Below are 15,860 nucleotides of genomic sequence, written 5' to 3' on the forward strand. Positions count from 1 at the left end.
GTGGCGGCGGGGCAGGAAGGGCACTTCGAGCGCGGTGCGGAGCATCGGGCCCACGGGGGTGCGCAGTCCGATGCCACGCTGACCGCGGGTGACGCGGAGGTGACCGTGCAGCCGGGCAACGGCGGCCGGGTCGGAGGACTGCGGATCGGCGGCGTCGAACTGCTCCGCCAGGGTGAGCGGTTCGGGTGCTTCCCGATGGTGCCCTGGTGCGGCCGGATCCGGGACGGACGGTTCCTGGACGGTGCCGAAGTGCGGCAGATGCCGCTCAACGCCCCGCCCCACGCCATCCACGGCACCGTCCGCGACGGCGCCTGGCGCACCGCCCGCACGAGCCAGGACGAGGCCGTCCTCACCTGCGAGCTCGCCGCCCCCTGGCCCCACTCGGGTCTCGTCACCCAGATCGTCGCCCTCACCGAGGACGCGCTGACGCTGACCATGTCCGTCGAGACGTACGACTCGTCCTTCCCGGCGCAGATCGGCTGGCACCCCTGGTTCAACCGGAACCTCGGCGGCGAGGACGTGACCCTCGGCTTCGACCCCGCCTGGCAGGAGGAGCGCGGCGACGACCACCTGCCCACGGGCAACCGCCTCGACCCGAAGCCCGGCCCCTGGGACGACTGCTTCGGCATGCCCGGCGGCGTCGAGGCCACCCTGACCTGGCCCGGTCAGCTGGAGCTGAAGGTGACCAGCCGGGAGGAGTGGGTCGTCGTCTACGACGAGCAGCGGGAGGCCGTGTGCGTGGAACCGCAGACGGGTCCGCCCAACGGCCTCAACACCCTGCCGCGCCTGGTCACGCCCCTGGAGCCGCTGGAGGCCCGCACGACCTGGAGCTGGCGCCGCCTTTAAGCTGGGCGCCATGACGGACACACGCGGCGCGCTGCTGCAGCAGATCAAGGACAAGGCCGTGGTGCACGGCAAGGTGACCCTGTCGTCGGGTCTCGAGGCCGATTACTACGTCGACCTCCGGCGCGTCACGCTCGACGGGGAAGCCGCCCCGCTGGTCGGCCAGGTGCTGCTGGACCTGACCGCCGAGCTGGACTTCGACGCCGTCGGCGGTCTGACCATGGGCGCCGACCCGGTCGCCGCCGCCATGCTGCACGCGGCCGCCGCGCGCGGCAGGCGCCTGGACGCCTTCGTCGTGCGCAAGGCCGCCAAGGCGCACGGACTCCAGCGCCGCGTCGAGGGCCCGGACATCGCGGGCCGCCGCGTGCTGGTCGTCGAGGACACCTCCACCACCGGCGGCTCCCCGCTCACGGCCGTCGAGGCCGTGCGCGAGGCCGGGGCCGAGGTCGTCGCCGTCGCGACCATCGTCGACCGGGCGACCGGCGCCGCCGAGAAGATCCAGGAGGGCGCCGGGGTGCCGTACCTCTTCGCCTTCTCGAAGGACGAGCTGGGCCTCGACTGACCGGGGACTGACCAGGGCGTGGACGGTGGCCTGGACCTTCCGGCCAAGTCTGGAAAGATGGGGCCGACGATGACGTCGCACCCCAAGGTCTAGGTCAGGGCCGTTAGACACAGCAGTACGTCAACCCGCAGATACAAGGAGCGGACGCATGCCCATCGCAACTCCCGAGGTCTACAACGAGATGCTGGACCGGGCGAAGGCAGGAAAGTTCGCCTACCCGGCCATCAACGTGACCTCCACCCAGACCCTGCACGCGGCCCTGCGCGGTTTCGCTGAGGCGGAGAGCGACGGCATCGTCCAGATCTCCACGGGTGGCGCCGAGTTCCTGGGCGGTCAGTACAGCAAGGACATGGTGACCGGCGCGGTCGCCCTGGCCGAGTTCGCGCACATCGTCGCCGAGAAGTACCCGGTGAACATCGCGCTGCACACCGACCACTGCCCCAAGGACAAGCTCGACGGGTACGTACGCCCGCTGCTGGCGCTCTCCCAGAAGCGCGTCGAGGCCGGTCTGAACCCGCTGTTCCAGTCGCACATGTGGGACGGCTCGGCCGAGACCCTCGCCGACAACCTCTCCATCGCGCAGGAGCTGCTGGAGCAGGCCCGCGCCGCGAAGATCATCCTCGAGGTGGAGATCACCCCGACCGGTGGCGAGGAGGACGGCGTCACCCACGAGATCAACGACTCCCTGTACACCACGGTCGACGACGCGATCCGCACCGCCGAGGCCCTGGGCCTCGGTGAGAAGGGCCGCTACCTGCTGGCCGCGTCGTTCGGCAACGTGCACGGCGTGTACAAGCCGGGCAACGTCGTCCTGCGTCCCGAGCTGCTGAAGGAGCTGAACGAGGGCGTCGCCGCCAAGTTCGGCAAGGGTTCCCCGTTCGACTTCGTCTTTCACGGCGGCTCCGGCTCCACGGAGGCGGAGATCCGCACCGCGCTGGAGAACGGCGTCGTGAAGATGAACATCGACACGGACACCCAGTACGCGTTCACGCGCCCGGTCGCGGACCACATGTTCCGCAACTACGACGGCGTCCTGAAGGTCGACGGCGAGGTCGGCAACAAGAAGACCTATGACCCGCGCACCTGGGGCAAGCTGGCCGAGGCCTCCATGTCCGCGCGCGTCGTCGAGGCCTGCGGCAACCTGCGCTCGACCGGCACGAAGATCAAGTAAGTCCGGTTCGCGGCGGTTTACACCGGCTCGCTTCCGGTTCGCTCGCGTGGAGCCCGGCACCTCCTGGGGTGCCGGGCTCTTCCGTATGCTCCCTGCATGCCCGATGTCCGGTTGGCCTCCCCGCAGGGCAAGTGGGTCCTGCTCACCACCGTCCTCGGCTCCGGCATGGCGCTGCTGGACTCCACCGTCGTCAATGTCGCCCTGCCGCGCATCGGCCGCGACCTCGACGCGAACCTGTCCGCCCTGCAGTGGACGGTCAACGCCTACATGGTCACGCTGGCCGGGCTGATCCTGCTGGGCGGGGCGCTGGGGGACCGGTTCGGGCGGCGCAAGGTGTTCGTCGTCGGCGTGGTGTGGTTCGCGGTGGCGTCGCTGCTGTGCGGCATCGCGCCGAACGCCGGCGTGCTGATCGCCGCGCGGGCGCTGCAGGGGGTGGGTGGTGCACTCCTCACGCCCGGGTCGCTGGCGCTGATCCAGGCGTCCTTCCACCCCGACGACCGGGGGCGGGCCGTGGGCCTGTGGTCCGGCTTCGGCGGGATCGGGGCCGCGGTCGGGCCGTTCGTCGGCGGCTGGCTGGTGGACGGGCCGGGCTGGCGGTGGGTGTTCCTGCTGAACGTGCCGCTGGCGCTGGTGTGCGTGCCGGTCGCGCTGCGGCATGTTCCCGAGTCGGGTGGGGGACAGCGGGCGCACGGGCGGTTCGACGTGCTCGGGGCCGTGCTGGGGGCGCTGGCCCTCGCGCTGGTGACGTACGCGCTGATCGAGGCCGGTGAGGGCGGCCTGGTCGTGGTGGTCTCGGCGGTGGCCGGGCTGGCCGCGGCCGTCGCGTTCGTGGTCGTCGAGCGGCGCCGGCCCGATCCGATGATGCCGCCGGACATCTTCGCGTCCCGGCAGTTCACGGCCGTCAACCTTGTCACGCTGTGCCTGTACGCGGCCCTCGGCGGGTTCTTCTTCCTCGCCGCGCTCCAGCTTCAGGTGGTCGTGGGCTACTCCGCCCTCGCCGCCGGTACGGCACTGCTGCCGACGACCGTGCTGATGCTGCTGCTGTCGGCGCGCTCCGGGGAGCTGGCCGACCGCATCGGGCCGCGGATCCCGCTGACGGTGGGGCCGCTGCTGTGCGCGGCGGGGATGCTGCTGATGCTGCGGGTCGGGCCGGGGGCGTCCTACGCCGTCGATGTGCTGCCGGCGCTGGTGGTGCTCGGGCTGGGCCTGGTCACGCTGGTGGCGCCGCTGACGGCGACGGTGCTGGGCTCGGTGAGCGTGGTGCGGGCCGGGCTGGCCAGCGGCATCAACAACGCGGCGGCCCGGGCGGCGGGTCTGATGGCGGTGGCGGCGCTGCCGCTGCTGGCGGGGATGGGGGAGGAGGCGTACCGGGAGCCGGCCGCCTTCGACACGGCGTTCGGCAAGGCGATGGGCTGGTGCGCGGGGGCGCTGGTGGTGGGGGCGGTGATCGCGTTTGCGGTGGTGCGCAGGCCGCCGCCGGACTGCAAGCGGCCGGAGTGCCTGCGGCACGGGGGTGTGACGGCGCCGCCGCTGGAGGGGGAGCCGGTGCGGAAGCGGTTGGGGTAGAGGGGCGGGGCGCTGGTGCTGCGGCTGAGCGGGTCCGGTGCCCGCGGCCGAGTGGGATGGCGCAGACTTGGGGCAGGTCCATTCACGAGAACCTTCTCGGGGGCCCGCCCCCGACCCACCTCCCCGACGACCCCGGGCCGCGGGAAATGCTCGCGTCGGGTGCCTCGCCCGTCGAGGTCGCCGGTACGCACCCCACCTCCTCGCTCGCCTGGGCGCAGCTCGCCGACGAGGCGTTCGAGCGGGGCGCCGCCGTCGAGTCGTACGCGTACGCCCGCACGGGCTACCACCGCGGTCTGGACGCGCTGCGCCGCAGCGGCTGGAAGGGCCACGGCCCGGTGCCGTAATTCTGAATTCCGTGCCGCCGCCGCTGTCTGAGTGACGGCGGCACAGACGTCTCAACTGCCGTGACTACCGCTTCAGTTCGGTGTACGCCTCGGCACTGCTGTCCTTGAGGAACTGCCAGCAACGCTCCGTCTCGTCCTTCTCGTTGATCTCGCCGGCGGCACGGGCGAGGGCAGCGAGGCAGCGCAGGAATCCGCGATTGGCCCGGTGGTCCCAAGGGATGGGGCCGTGCCCCTTCCAGCCGGCCCGGCGCAGCGAGTCCAGGCCGCGGTGATAGCCGGTCCGCGCGTAGGCGTACGACTCGACAACTCGCCCCGCCTCGAAGGCGTCGTCGGCGAGCATCGCCCAGGCGAGCGAGAACGTCGGATGCTTCGCCGCGACCTCGGCCGGGGGCTGGGATTCCTCGCCCAGCAGGCGGTACGCCTCTTCGTTCTCCGGCAGGTAGGTCGGGTCCGGGCCGCCGAGCAGGTTCTTGTGCGTCGTCATGCAATCAGTCTGCCACTTGGGGACGGAGGTTCGGGACGCCTTCGAGGGATATCGGCCGTGGGTCGGGTGGATATGAGAATGGCGCTTGATGTACCTGATCGCGATATGCGACGATCCGGCGCATGGCAGCACGACGGGGGTCCTCCGGGGCCATGCAGGTGGGCATCTACACCCGGATCAGCAAGGACGACGAGGCTGAGGGGCTTGGCGTCGCGCGACAGGAGGAGGACTGCCGACTGCACTGCGCTGCCCGGGGGTGGGAGGTCGCCAAGGTCTATGAGGACAACGACCTCTCCGCGTACAAGCGCAAGACGGTACGACCCGAGTTCCGGCAGATGCTGGAAGACCTGAAGGCCGGGCGGATCGACGGGGTCGTCGCTTGGGACATCGACCGCTTCACGCGTCAGCCTCGTGAACTGGAAGCGTGGATTGACGAGTACGAGGATGCCGAGCGTCGGAAGCGCCACCTCGTCTTCGACTCCGTATCGGCCTCGGACATCGACCTGTCCACGGAGAACGGCCGGTTCATCGCCCGGATCAAGGTCACCATCGCCAACAAGTCCTCGGCGGACACGTCGAAGCGGACGAAGCGCAAGCACCTGGAACTGGCGGCGAAGGGTAAGCTTCCCGGTGGTCGGGCGCCGTACGGATGGAACCGCGAGGACCGACGGACGCTGGTGCCGGAAGAGGCCGAGAACCTCCGCAAGGCGGTGAAGGACTTCCTGGGTGGCATCCGCTGGGCGTCGATCGCGCGTGAGTGGCGGGACAAGGGGGTCAGGTCGCACAGCGGCGGCGTCTTCGACGACTCCAAGATCAAGCGGATGCTGCTGAACCCGCGGATCTGCGGCTACCGGATGCACCAGGGCGAGCTGTTCCTGGACGAGAGCGGTGCTCCCGTCGTCGGTGACTGGGAGCCGATCATCACTCCCGACGACTGGTACCTGCTGACGGAGAAGGTCAAGCGGGAGTCGGAGGGATGTGCCGTACGGGACAACGCCACCAAGTACCTGCTCTCCGGCATCGCTCGTTGCGGGCGGTGCGGTACGAAGATGCGGGCCTTCCCGTCGTACCGGAAGTCGAAGACGTCATCGCAGTTCAAGTACGCGTGCCCCGGCAAGAACGACGGTGGATGCGGGGGAGTGGCCCGGGCTGGCGAACCCGTCGACCGTCTCATCAGGAATGCCGTGTTCCTCAGCTCGGACAAGGCGCTGGCGAACGTCCGTGAGCGCGTGTCGGAGTGGACCAAGGAGGAGCAACTAGCTTCCCTGGAACGGGATATGGCCGAGTTCAAGCAGGCGTGGCAGGAGAAGCGCATGTCGGCTGCCCGCTACATCGCGCTCACCGAGGATCTGGAGCGGCAGATCGCGGAACTGCACCGGGAGCGAGCTCTGCACCGGGCCGAGGCCGCGACCTTCGCGGCCGGCCCCATCGACATACGGGGCCGGTGGGAGAACCTGGCGATCGAACAGCAGCGCGCCGCGGTCCTCAAGGTCTTCCGCGCGGTCGTCATCAAGCCCGCGTCCAACGGGCCGATCTTCGATCCGGCGGATATCGAGCCGGTGCTTCGGTGATACGAGGACGTCGGGTCCCCGTTGTGGCTGGGGACCCGGCGCCGTTCGTTCATGACCGGTCTATGCCGAAGATGCGGAGCAGGTCGTCGACCCACTCTTCGTCGCGGTCGGGGAGCTGAGCCTCTACTCGGCGCAGCCATTGGTCTTCGGTCAAAGAACCTGCCCCTCCCGCGCCGCGCCGCTGTGGTCGCCAGTTGGGCGCGAACGCGGCGGTGGGACACGGGGAGGGAGGGGAGAGTCGGCGCGCGGGGTGGGTGCGGGGCAGGGGGTATTGCGGGTTGGCGCAAGGGGTGGGTCCTCTTCTGGCGGGCGTTGGTGCGGCAACACCGGTCCGCCGGTCGATCACTGGGGATGGGGTGAGGTGCCCGTGCTGGGGGTTTGCGGGCCCAGGACGGGAGTGGGGGGAGCGGGGAGACGGCTCTATGCCTTGTCTGAGGTGTCGGCCTCGTCCGGGTGCTGGGTAGGCGGCGGTCCGTATGCATCCAGGAGGTGCTTGGCGGACGCCTCGGCCATGGCGTTGGAGACCATGACGTCGGCTTCCTCGCGGATGTCGGGGTGCTCGGCGAGGTAGGCGTCCAGGGCGTCGCGGGCCTGGGTGTGGGCGGCGTTGGCCCGCTGGGTTTCGCGGAACGCGTCCACTACGGCGTCGATGAGCTCCATGGCGCGGGCCCGGTACGGGTCGGCGACACCCTCATCGTCAAAGGCCGCGAACTCACCGACGGCTACGCGATCGCCACACCCGTCGGACGCGGCTGGGGTGCCGGCACCACCCGCTTCCCGGACCAGATCCCAGCCTCTGTCCCCACAGACCTGTCGGCAGTGAAAGCACCGATCGACGAAGTCAGCCAACAGCTCACCGCCGTCCTCGGCCCCATCACCAAGGCGTACCGGCGCGGAGTTCTAAATCGCCACGACCTACTCGTCGACCTCGCAGAACGTCTGCGGACTGGGCTCGGCGCCGACGCCGTCATCCTCAACGAGACCGCGCTGCGGCCCATCTCCCTCAGCGACGCCCTCACCCTGGGCGACCTGCTCGCCATCGAGCCCTTCGACAACCAGCTCGTCCACGCCCACGTTCCAGAGGACTTCCGTCAGGACCTTCACGGCCTGCTGAAACACCTCACCGAGCAAGCCGGACCGCTTGTCACCGCGCCGGATCCCCTGCCGGACGGGATCACCACCGTCCTGACCATCGACTACCTCGCAGACACCTATCTCGCCGGCCGCACACACGCCGCAGGGCTGCTCCTCAGTCAGGCCGTCAAGCACGTCCTCACCGCCCCCGCCGACGGAGGCACGCAATGATCCTGACCGGTCCCGAGATTACGGCCGCTGCCCAGGACGGCCGCCTGCGGATCACGCCCTTCGCCCCCGACCAGGTCAACCCCAACAGCTACAACGTCCGCCTCGGCCCCACGCTGCTCACCTACACGGCCGACGTCCTGGACACCCGCCAGCCGAACCCCACCACCGAGCTCCTGATCGGCCCGGACGGGTACGTCCTCCAGCCCGGCGAGCTCTACCTCGGCCACACCCTCGAAGAGGTCGGCTCAGACACCTTCGTCCCGCTGCTTTTCGGCCGCTCCTCCGTCGGACGCCTCGGCCTGTTCGTCGAGATCACCGCCCCCATCGGCGACATCGGCTTCCACGGCCAGTGGACCCGGCAAGTGTCTGGCAGGCCCGCCGTTCACCCAGTACGTCCACGCCCTGCGCAGGGCCCTGTCGCAACGGCTCAAGCCCACCGACATCGGCGTACTCCACCTGCAGCACCTCGCCTTCGGCGCCGCCCCTGCCCTGATCCGGGCACTGCCCGACCACCCTCGCCTCGTCCTCGTCCATGGCACCGATCTGTTGTTCGCCGAAGCCCACGCAACCAGCTCGGCGTCCTGCAGGAAACCGCGCGCGCCGCCGACGCCATCGTCGTCCCCACCGCGGCGATGGCCGACCGTCTGCTATGCCTCGCGCCCACCACCGACCGCCGGAAGAGCGAAACGATCCCCTGGGGCATCCCCGACCATCTGCTCGCCAGTCCACCGCAGCGTCGCGGCCACCGGCCCACCAGCCATCTCCGCCTGCTGTACGCCGGACGCCACACCGCCGAAAAGGGCATCGAAGCCCTTCTGCACGCACTCCCTTTCACACAAGCCGTCGAGCTGAGCGTCGCCCCACGCCACCATTCCACGCCCTGGCTCCTCTGCTGCGACCCCTCGGAGCCCGAGTCCGCTACCTGGGCTGGCTCCGCCGTCCCCAACTGCGGAGGGCCTTCGCCGATCACGACGCCCTGGTGATGCCCTCCACCACCCTCGAAGCCATGGGACTGGTCGCCCTCGAAGCCCAAGCCTGCGGACTGCCCGTCGTCTACCAGCCTGTTGCCGGACTGCACGAATCTGTCGGCGCGAGCGGCCTGGCCACCGATTTCACCAACCCGACCGCCCTCACACGGGACCTCGAACGGCTCCGGAGCACACCCGGCCTGATCGCCGCACTCCAGGCAGCGGGCCGTGCCAACGCGGCCCGCTACCCGCTCAGCGCCACGGCCGGCGCTCTGACCGCGCTCGGCCGACAACTCGCTTGATCCCCCTGTGGCGCAGCCGTTCCCGCCCCGGCTGCCTCACTACGCTGACCGGCGGGACACCCTCGCGCCCACGACCGATCGGGAGAACATGGCCTTCGACCTCGACACCGACCGCATCCACCAGCTCCTCAACGAGGGTGTCCGCGACAGGGTCTACCCCGGTGCGGTCTGGGCCGTCGGGGACAGCGACGGCACGCGGGCCAGTGGCACCGTCGGCGTCCTGGACCCGGCCCGGCCGGACGCGCCGATGCGCCTCGACACCGTCTTCGACGTCGCCAGCCTCACCAAGATCCTCGCCGTCTGGTCGGCCGTCGGCGCACTCGTCGAGGACGGTAAACTCCAACTCGACGCACCTCTGGGCGACTTCTGGCCCGAGGTCCCCGGACACCCGCTCTCCCAGGTCTCCGCCCGGCACCTGCTCACCCACACCGCCGGTCTCCCGCTCCGGGCCAACCTCAAGAACCTCTACGGCACCGACCCCCAGGACGTCCGGGACGGCGTACTCCACGAAGCCCTCCACCGTCCGCCAGGCCAAGCCGTCGAACACACCGACCGCGCCGCCCTCATCCTGGGCTATCTCGCCGAACACCTCTCCGGCGAGTCCCTGGACCAACTCGCCGCCACCCGCGTCTGGCATCCCCTGGGCATGACCGCCACCCGCTTCGGACCGCTCTCCGAAGCGTCCCTGACCCGCTGTGCGCCAACAGAACTCGACGAGAGCACCAGGGCACATCTCAGGGGAACCGCTCACGACTTCTCAGCCCGTCTCCTCGGCGGCGTGTGCGGTATCGCAGGCGTCTTCTCCGTACTCGACGACCTCGCCGCCTTCCTCCGCCACCTGCTCGACCCCGACCAGTCGCCCGAGTCTCCCGGCTTCGGGCCGGCCTGGATCAAGGAGTCGCTTTAGATCCACACCGGGCAACTCAGCCCCGCCCGCGGCCTGTTCTGGCATCCGGCACCAGAGACCGTGGCCGCCCAGGGCTGCTGGGTGCACTACGGCTTCACAGGAACCGGCATGTGGGTCGCTCCGGCCGATGACCGCTGGGCGGTACTGCTGACCAACAAGCTCTATTACACGCGCGATCGTCAGCCGCTTACTGACGTGCGCAATACGTTCGCAGGATCGTCTTCACCTGACGGGGCGGACAGGAATCGGGGTGGCGGTGACCTCCGCCACCCTCGTCGCCGGACTCGAACTGCGGCCCGACGCCTGGCTCTCCCGTCTGCTGGCGTGGGAGCCGCTCGCCTGGGTCGGCCGCAACCTCAGTTACGGGATCTACCTGTGGCACTAATCCCGTCGTACGGCTGCTGGCCTCCCTCGGCGTGCAGGAGGGGCGGCTGACGGCCACGGCGGTACTCACCGTGACGCTGGCCCTGCTGTCGTACTACCTCGTGGAGAGGCCGTTCCTCCGCCGGGCTCGGACGGCGCATCGTTGAGGCTCCGCGCCAGGCGGAAGCGGTCCCGATGGCTCCGCTTCCTCAACCCTCCACCAGCCCCTGTGCCACGACAGTTCATCCCCGCCGACACGCCACAGAACGGGCACTCGACCTTCTTCGTGACCTCCTCTTCCGCCGCGACCTCCTCCTCAATGATCCGCCGCTGCTCCTCGCTCGCCTCGTGATGCTCGCGCTTGTTCTCGTACACGCGATCATGGGCACGCATCGCCGTCGCGATGGCCGGCACGGGGTCTGTGCCCTCCGTGAGCTCATGCAGCAGTACGAGGAACCCGGCAGCCGCCGGTGATTGCTGCTCCAGAGGCAGCCATTCCCCTGCCGCATCCGCGAGACGTGCTTCGAGGCGCGCGAGGTCACGAGCGAACTGAAGCGTGTTGACCGCATCGGGCACTGGCGTATCAGTCATCGAGCGTCTCCCGTGTTGGGGCTGGCCGGAAACGGAGGCTACTGGCGACCGATCACCTTCAGCGAGCGGGCAGGTCTACGGGGCGCGTGTCCAGGGCGGGACCGGCCAACGGACTGGCCTATCCGTCCTATGGGATCAAGCCATCATCACCGCGCTTCAGCTTCGGCGTTATGGCCGTGCCTCACACTTCCTACCTGGGGAATCGGCACCCACGCCGTCAAATGGATCTCGCCATGGCGTGGGCGAACCAAGGTTTGGTCCTCATATGCACCCTGGTTATTCCCGTGCACCGTGGGCAGGATGAGCCCGCTCAGAGTGGGGCTTCCGGGGGGAGGTGCGCATGTCCCTGCTGTTTTGGCGGGCTTCGCCACCGGGTGGGTCGGCCGGCAACGGCAGGAACGGGTCAAGCACCCCGGAATCCGTACCCGGCGTTCCCTTGGAGACAGCCCCCCGGTGGACTGCGATTGTGGTGAGCGCGACGCTGACGCTCGTGTGCGGACTGACCCTCAGGTTCCGCATCCGCCCCGATGCGGAGACGCTCTTTGCTCTACCGCCGTCCAAGGGCGCGAAGCAGCTCGAGTGGGAGGAGTGCAGCAGCCAGCACGACATGGTGGGCAGGATGCTGTTCCCCACGCTCCCAAAGGGCGTAGAGCAGGAGGCCACACCGGTACTCGGCCACCCATTGGGCGATCACACGAAGTACTTCGACGGCGATGGACTGCTTACACGCCACCTGGCCGCCAGGTTGCTGGCCGACATCGAGTCCTCAACCCCCAGAAGCCTCGACGCACGCCGGTGGGCGGAGACGGTGGCCCGATACGAACGAGCCTTACGGAAGCAACATGATCGACGGCGCTGCTTCCATGGAGTTCTCGTGCTGTGGGTGGCATTGGGTTGCCTGACTCCCCGCGTGGCACGCGGGGCGACCCTCGTGGAGGCGGTCGTCGACAGCTGGCAACTGCTTGCGACGGCAACGGTGTTGCTCAGCACCCTGTTCACTTGGCGAGGCCGCAAGAGCCACCGGGAGCTCGTTGCCATGCTCGACGCCGAGCTACGAGGCGAACCGCAGCCAACGCCGCCAGTCAGGATCGTGGTCCCCAAGCACAGGACCGCTGCGACTCTGGCATTGGCGATCGGAGCTGTGTTCGCATTCTGCGGAGCCCTGGGGTTGGCCATGTTGTCGGGTCTCCAGCCGGCTTGGGGTGTCCGTTCGCCCGGGGCACCCTTGCTCGCCGCCTTCATCCTCGCCGTCCTCGCTGCCGCGTCAGGCTCCGGCTATCGCGTGCGGCGACGCTGGGTCGCCGGCGCCGGGCTCCTGGCCTGTTTCCCCGCGCTGGTCTCCAGCGGCCCCCTCGGCTCCAGTGCCCCTGCATGGGCGAAGGCCCCCGGAGGCCCTCTCGCTGCCGTTGTCCTGGTGACAGTGGCGCTCGCGCTGACCAGTTTGAGCAGGGCACGCATGGTTCATTTCCCAGAAGCTGCGTCCAACTGCTCGCCCTCAGTTCCCGGGCAGAGGGGAGCCGCCAGCGACACGGCCTCCCTCCCGGTGGAGCACAGATGACGTGGACGTCGCAGGTCTGGTTGCGGCAGGCGAACGGAACGTGCCGAGGATCACCGGGAGACTACCGGTCCCATCCGCAGCCCTTGTTGCGTCATCACCACTTCACACACACCTGCCCCGCGCTGGGAGCCATCTGGGGGCCAACCCGCTCCCGGAGCCCCTCCCACACCCGAGACCGTCCCATCCCAATGGCCTGACCAGGCAAAACGCAAGACCGCCCGGTGTCGATCTTGGACGAGCCTCATTCGGGACGAAGAGTGCATGAGTTCAGATCTCGTCGTTCTGAGCGGGAGCGTAGTAGAGACCTCCTCGGCTCTCTGGCGCCCTCGAAACGCCGCCGTCATGGGCAGCTGCATTTGGCGCGGCGGGTTCGTAAGCCTCCCCTGTCGGCGGCTTGTCTCCTACCCACTCCGTGGAGCAGATCCTGGCAAGGTCCGACACCCACTCCAGGTTCCGCTCCGGCAACTGGGCCGCGAGGCTGTCCAGCCACTCCTGCTCGGTCATACCGAGATCCCCTCCCACTCTCGGGTACATCTTCCATCATTCTCCCCGGAGCACGAGCCGAACCGCGGCTTCCTGCGCGCCCTGCACGCCCTCGCCCGCGCCGCGCAGGCGATCGGCGAACAGGAGGAGTACGAGCGCTGCTCCCAGTTCCTGAAGGACTCCTCGCCGACGGCGGCGCAGGTCCTGGGCTGACACACGGTCCGTGCCCGCGAGGCCCGTCCCCGAAAGGCGGGCCTTGCGGTTTCGGGGGACGATTGCGCAAGATGCCCTCGGGGACCGGGGCCCCCGTGTCGGATTCGGCAGGGGCGGACCGCTACCCGGAGTTATACGCAGGAGACAGCGATGTCCCACGAGGCTCACGAGCCCGAGACCCCGCATCTCGACTTCCACGGCACGACGCCGTACGAGGACTACGTCAAGGCAGACGTACTCACCCACCTCCAGCACACCCTCTCCGAGGACCCCGGAGAGATGGTCTTCCTGGTGACGACCCAGGTGATGGAGCTGTGGTTCACCGTCATCGTCCACGAGTGGGAGACGGCGGCCGGCGCGCTCCGGGGTGACGACATCCCCACCGCCATCGCCGCGCTCAAGAGGTCCGTCCGCGAGCTGGAGGCGCTCAACCACTCCTGGAAGCCGCTCGCCCAGCTCACGCCGGCCCAGTTCAACTCGTACCGCAGCGCCCTCGGCGAGGGCTCCGGTTTCCAGTCGGCGATGTACCGGCGCATGGAGTTCCTGCTCGGCGACAAGTCCGCGTCCATGCTCGTCCCGCACCGGGGCGCACCGCGCGTGCACGCCGAACTGGAGAAGGCGCTGCACGAGCCGAGCCTGTACGACGAGGTCGTGCGGCTGCTGGCGCGGCGCGGGTACGACGTTCCGGAGGCCGTGCTGCGGCGCGATGTGTCGCGGCGCTACGAGCCGTCGCCGGAGGTGGAGGCGGCCTGGACGGCCGTCTACTCGGGCGACGAGAGCGACGAGGTCGCCCGGCTGGGCGAGGCGCTGAGCGATGTCGCCGAGCTGGTGTGGCGCTGGCGCAACGACCACCTGGTCGCCACCCGCCGTGCGATGGGTGCCAAGACCGGCACGGGCGGCTCCGCCGGGGTGGCCTGGCTGGAGAAGCGCGCGCAGAAGAACGTGTTCCCCGAGCTGTGGACGGCGCGGTCCCATGTCTGAGCCGGCCATCGCGGCAGAGAAGCTGGACGCCGTCGACGAACTGGCCGGCAAGCGCGCCGAGTTCGTGCTCGACGACGTTGTCTACCTCGACGGCAACTCGCTGGGCGCGCTGCCCGCCGTCGTGCCCGGCCGGGTCGAGGACGTCGTACGCCGCCAGTGGGGCGAGCTGCGCATCCGGTCCTGGGAGGAGAGCGGCTGGTGGACGGCGCCCGAGCGGATCGGTGACCGGATCGCCCCGCTGGTCGGGGCGGCGCCCGGGCAGATCGTGGTGGGCGACTCCACCAGCGTCAACGTCTTCAAGGCACTCGTGGGTGCGGTGCGGATGGCCGGGGAGGGCCGTGACGAGCTCCTCGTCGACGCGACGACCTTCCCCACCGACGGGTACATCGCCGAGTCCGCCGCCCGAATGACCGGCTGCACCCTGCGGCCCGTGGCACCGGCGGACGTGCCGGGCGCGCTGGGTGAGCGCACCGCCGCCGTCCTGCTCAACCACGTCGACTACCGCACCGGCCGGCTGCACGACCTGCCCGGTCTGACGGCCGCCGTGCACGAGTCGGGCGCGGTCGCCGTGTGGGACCTGTGCCACAGCGCGGGCGCGCTGCCGGTCGGACTGGACGAACACGGGGTGGACCTCGCGGTCGGCTGCACCTACAAGTACCTGAACGGCGGGCCCGGTTCACCCGCGTACCTGTATGTGCGGCGGGAGCTGCAGGACTGCTTCGACTCGCCGCTGCCCGGGTGGAACTCGCATGCCGAACCCTTCGGCATGCGCACCGGCTACGAACCGGCCCCCGGCGCCCTGCGCGGCCGGGTCGGCACGCCCGACATCCTCTCCATGCTTGCCCTGGAGGCGGCCCTGGAGGTCTGGGAAGGGGTGTCGGTCGAGGCGGTGCGGGCCAAGTCCCTCGCGCTGACGGACTTCTTCCTGGAGTGCGTGGCGGCGTACGTGCCCGAGGGCCGGGTCTCGTGCGTGACGCCGGTGGTGCACGAGGAACGGGGCAGCCAGATCGCGCTGCGCTGTGACGACGCCGGTGACGTGATGAAACGGCTGATCGAGCGGGGAGTGGTCGGCGACTTCCGGGCGCCGGACGTGCTGCGCTTCGGCTTCACACCGCTGTACGTCGGGTTCGCCGATGTGGAGCGGGCGGCGCGGGTGCTGGCGCAGACGCTGGCCTGAGCGGCGGCGGGGCCGGGACGCCTGGAGTGGTGTCCGGCCCCGCGTGTCCGCCCGATCTTCACCGAGCGTGACATCTGCATGTCCTCGCATGTCACGCGCCTGGTACCGTCCCGGCCAACGGCTGACCCCCTCAACTGGTCCGCCGCGTACGGTTCATCGCTGGAAGGTTGGAGCATGACGGACGACGTCGCAGCAGCACGGGCCGCTGCCGAGGAGAAGTCGGCCTTCTCCCACGCGCCCGTCGACCCCGACGCCACCGCGGCCTACGGCGACCACCCCGACCAGGTGATCGACTTCTTCGCCCCGCGCCGGGCCGGCGGCCCCGGGCCCGCCCCCGTCGTCCTCGTCCTGCACGGCGGTGCCTGGCGGGCCCCCTACGACCGGCGTCACATCAGCCCCTTCGCGGACTTCCTGGCGCGCCGCGGGTTCGCCGTGGCCAGTGCCGAGTACCGGCGCGGCGGCGGTGACGAC

General features: G+C 69.8%; 13 protein-coding genes and 7 pseudogenes. 16 read left to right on the top strand and 4 right to left on the bottom strand.

Going from position 1 to position 15,860, the window contains the following annotated elements; all coding sequences use genetic code 11:
* Positions 1-78: 78 nt before the first annotated feature.
* The 5 genes and pseudogenes from ABZ281_RS11915 to ABZ281_RS11935 form a co-directional block, all read left to right on the top strand.
* A complete protein-coding gene (locus ABZ281_RS11915; protein ID WP_356654588.1) occupies positions 79-846 on the top strand; it encodes an aldose 1-epimerase in 768 nt (255 codons plus the stop codon).
* A gap of 10 nt (positions 847-856) precedes the next feature.
* Positions 857-1,405, top strand: a complete 549-nt coding sequence (gene pyrE / locus ABZ281_RS11920) for an orotate phosphoribosyltransferase (protein WP_356654571.1) — start codon at positions 857-859, stop codon at positions 1,403-1,405.
* A 148-nt stretch (positions 1,406-1,553) separates the two neighbouring features.
* Entirely contained in the window at positions 1,554-2,576 is a 1,023-nt protein-coding gene (fbaA, locus tag ABZ281_RS11925; protein ID WP_097218402.1) for a class II fructose-bisphosphate aldolase, read from the top strand.
* Positions 2,577-2,672: 96 nt separating this feature from the next.
* Positions 2,673-4,142: an MFS transporter gene (locus ABZ281_RS11930; RefSeq protein ID WP_356654574.1), complete on the top strand. Its 1,470-nt coding sequence runs from the start codon at positions 2,673-2,675 to the stop codon at positions 4,140-4,142.
* A 56-nt stretch (positions 4,143-4,198) separates the two neighbouring features.
* Positions 4,199-4,483, top strand: a pseudogene (locus ABZ281_RS11935) (DUF3151 domain-containing protein); the annotation flags it as partial.
* Positions 4,484-4,550: 67 nt separating this feature from the next.
* On the opposite strand, the gene ABZ281_RS11940 reads toward ABZ281_RS11935, so the two are convergent.
* Positions 4,551-4,970, bottom strand: coding sequence for a DUF3151 domain-containing protein (locus ABZ281_RS11940; protein ID WP_261723755.1), 420 nt, complete (start codon positions 4,968-4,970; stop codon positions 4,551-4,553).
* 122 nt (positions 4,971-5,092) lie between these two features.
* Between ABZ281_RS11940 and ABZ281_RS11945 the strand changes: the two genes are divergently transcribed.
* Positions 5,093-6,541, top strand: a complete 1,449-nt coding sequence (locus tag ABZ281_RS11945) for a recombinase family protein (protein ID WP_356654576.1) — start codon at positions 5,093-5,095, stop codon at positions 6,539-6,541.
* A 420-nt stretch (positions 6,542-6,961) separates the two neighbouring features.
* Here ABZ281_RS11945 and ABZ281_RS11950 read toward each other — a convergent pair.
* Positions 6,962-7,207: pseudogene (locus ABZ281_RS11950) on the bottom strand (transcriptional regulator); the annotation flags it as partial.
* A gap of 153 nt (positions 7,208-7,360) precedes the next feature.
* Here ABZ281_RS11950 and ABZ281_RS11955 point away from each other — a divergent pair.
* The 5 genes and pseudogenes from ABZ281_RS11955 to ABZ281_RS11975 all read left to right on the top strand — a co-directional run bounded on the left by ABZ281_RS11955 (position 7,361) and on the right by ABZ281_RS11975 (position 10,408).
* Positions 7,361-7,846 (top strand): hypothetical protein, encoded by a 486-nt coding sequence (locus ABZ281_RS11955; protein WP_356654578.1) that lies wholly within the window; start codon positions 7,361-7,363, stop codon positions 7,844-7,846.
* Positions 7,843-8,202 (top strand): annotated as a pseudogene (locus ABZ281_RS11960) (dCTP deaminase); the annotation flags it as partial. The gene ABZ281_RS11955 and the pseudogene ABZ281_RS11960, both read left to right, overlap by 4 nt.
* Positions 8,201-9,116, top strand: a pseudogene (locus ABZ281_RS11965) (glycosyltransferase family 4 protein); the annotation flags it as partial. The pseudogenes ABZ281_RS11960 and ABZ281_RS11965, both read left to right, overlap by 2 nt.
* Positions 9,117-9,204: 88 nt before the next feature.
* Positions 9,205-10,233, top strand: a pseudogene (locus ABZ281_RS11970) (serine hydrolase domain-containing protein); the annotation flags it as partial.
* Positions 10,234-10,279: 46 nt separating this feature from the next.
* Positions 10,280-10,408: a hypothetical protein gene (locus ABZ281_RS11975; protein ID WP_356654590.1), complete on the top strand. Its 129-nt coding sequence runs from the start codon at positions 10,280-10,282 to the stop codon at positions 10,406-10,408.
* A 65-nt stretch (positions 10,409-10,473) separates the two neighbouring features.
* Here the strand turns inward: ABZ281_RS11975 and ABZ281_RS11980 are convergent, their stop codons facing one another.
* Complete coding sequence (locus ABZ281_RS11980; protein WP_356654580.1) at positions 10,474-10,977, bottom strand: hypothetical protein; 504 nt, start codon at positions 10,975-10,977, stop codon at positions 10,474-10,476.
* A 340-nt stretch (positions 10,978-11,317) separates the two neighbouring features.
* Here ABZ281_RS11980 and ABZ281_RS11985 point away from each other — a divergent pair, with 340 nt between their 5' ends.
* Positions 11,318-12,535 (top strand): hypothetical protein, encoded by a 1,218-nt coding sequence (locus ABZ281_RS11985; RefSeq protein ID WP_356654582.1) that lies wholly within the window; start codon positions 11,318-11,320, stop codon positions 12,533-12,535.
* 267 nt (positions 12,536-12,802) lie between these two features.
* Here the strand turns inward: ABZ281_RS11985 and ABZ281_RS11990 are convergent, their stop codons facing one another.
* Positions 12,803-13,039 (bottom strand): hypothetical protein, encoded by a 237-nt coding sequence (locus ABZ281_RS11990; RefSeq protein WP_356654592.1) that lies wholly within the window; start codon positions 13,037-13,039, stop codon positions 12,803-12,805.
* Positions 13,040-13,087: 48 nt separating this feature from the next.
* Between ABZ281_RS11990 and ABZ281_RS11995 the strand changes: the two are divergent.
* The 4 genes and pseudogenes from ABZ281_RS11995 to ABZ281_RS12010 form a co-directional block, all read left to right on the top strand.
* A pseudogene (locus ABZ281_RS11995) lies at positions 13,088-13,231 on the top strand (DUF3151 family protein); the annotation flags it as partial.
* 150 nt (positions 13,232-13,381) lie between these two features.
* Entirely contained in the window at positions 13,382-14,212 is an 831-nt protein-coding gene (locus tag ABZ281_RS12000) for a tryptophan 2,3-dioxygenase family protein (protein ID WP_356654584.1), read from the top strand.
* Positions 14,205-15,389 carry a kynureninase gene (gene kynU / locus ABZ281_RS12005; protein ID WP_356654586.1) on the top strand — a complete coding sequence of 395 codons (1,185 nt, stop codon included), beginning with the start codon at positions 14,205-14,207 and terminating at the stop codon, positions 15,387-15,389. Before ABZ281_RS12000 ends, kynU begins: the two co-directional genes overlap by 8 nt.
* Positions 15,390-15,563: 174 nt before the next feature.
* A pseudogene (locus tag ABZ281_RS12010) lies at positions 15,564-15,860 on the top strand (alpha/beta hydrolase); the annotation flags it as partial.

The sequence above is a fragment of the Streptomyces sp. NPDC006265 genome, assembly GCF_040613555.1.
GTDB lineage: Bacteria > Actinomycetota > Actinomycetes > Streptomycetales > Streptomycetaceae > Streptomyces.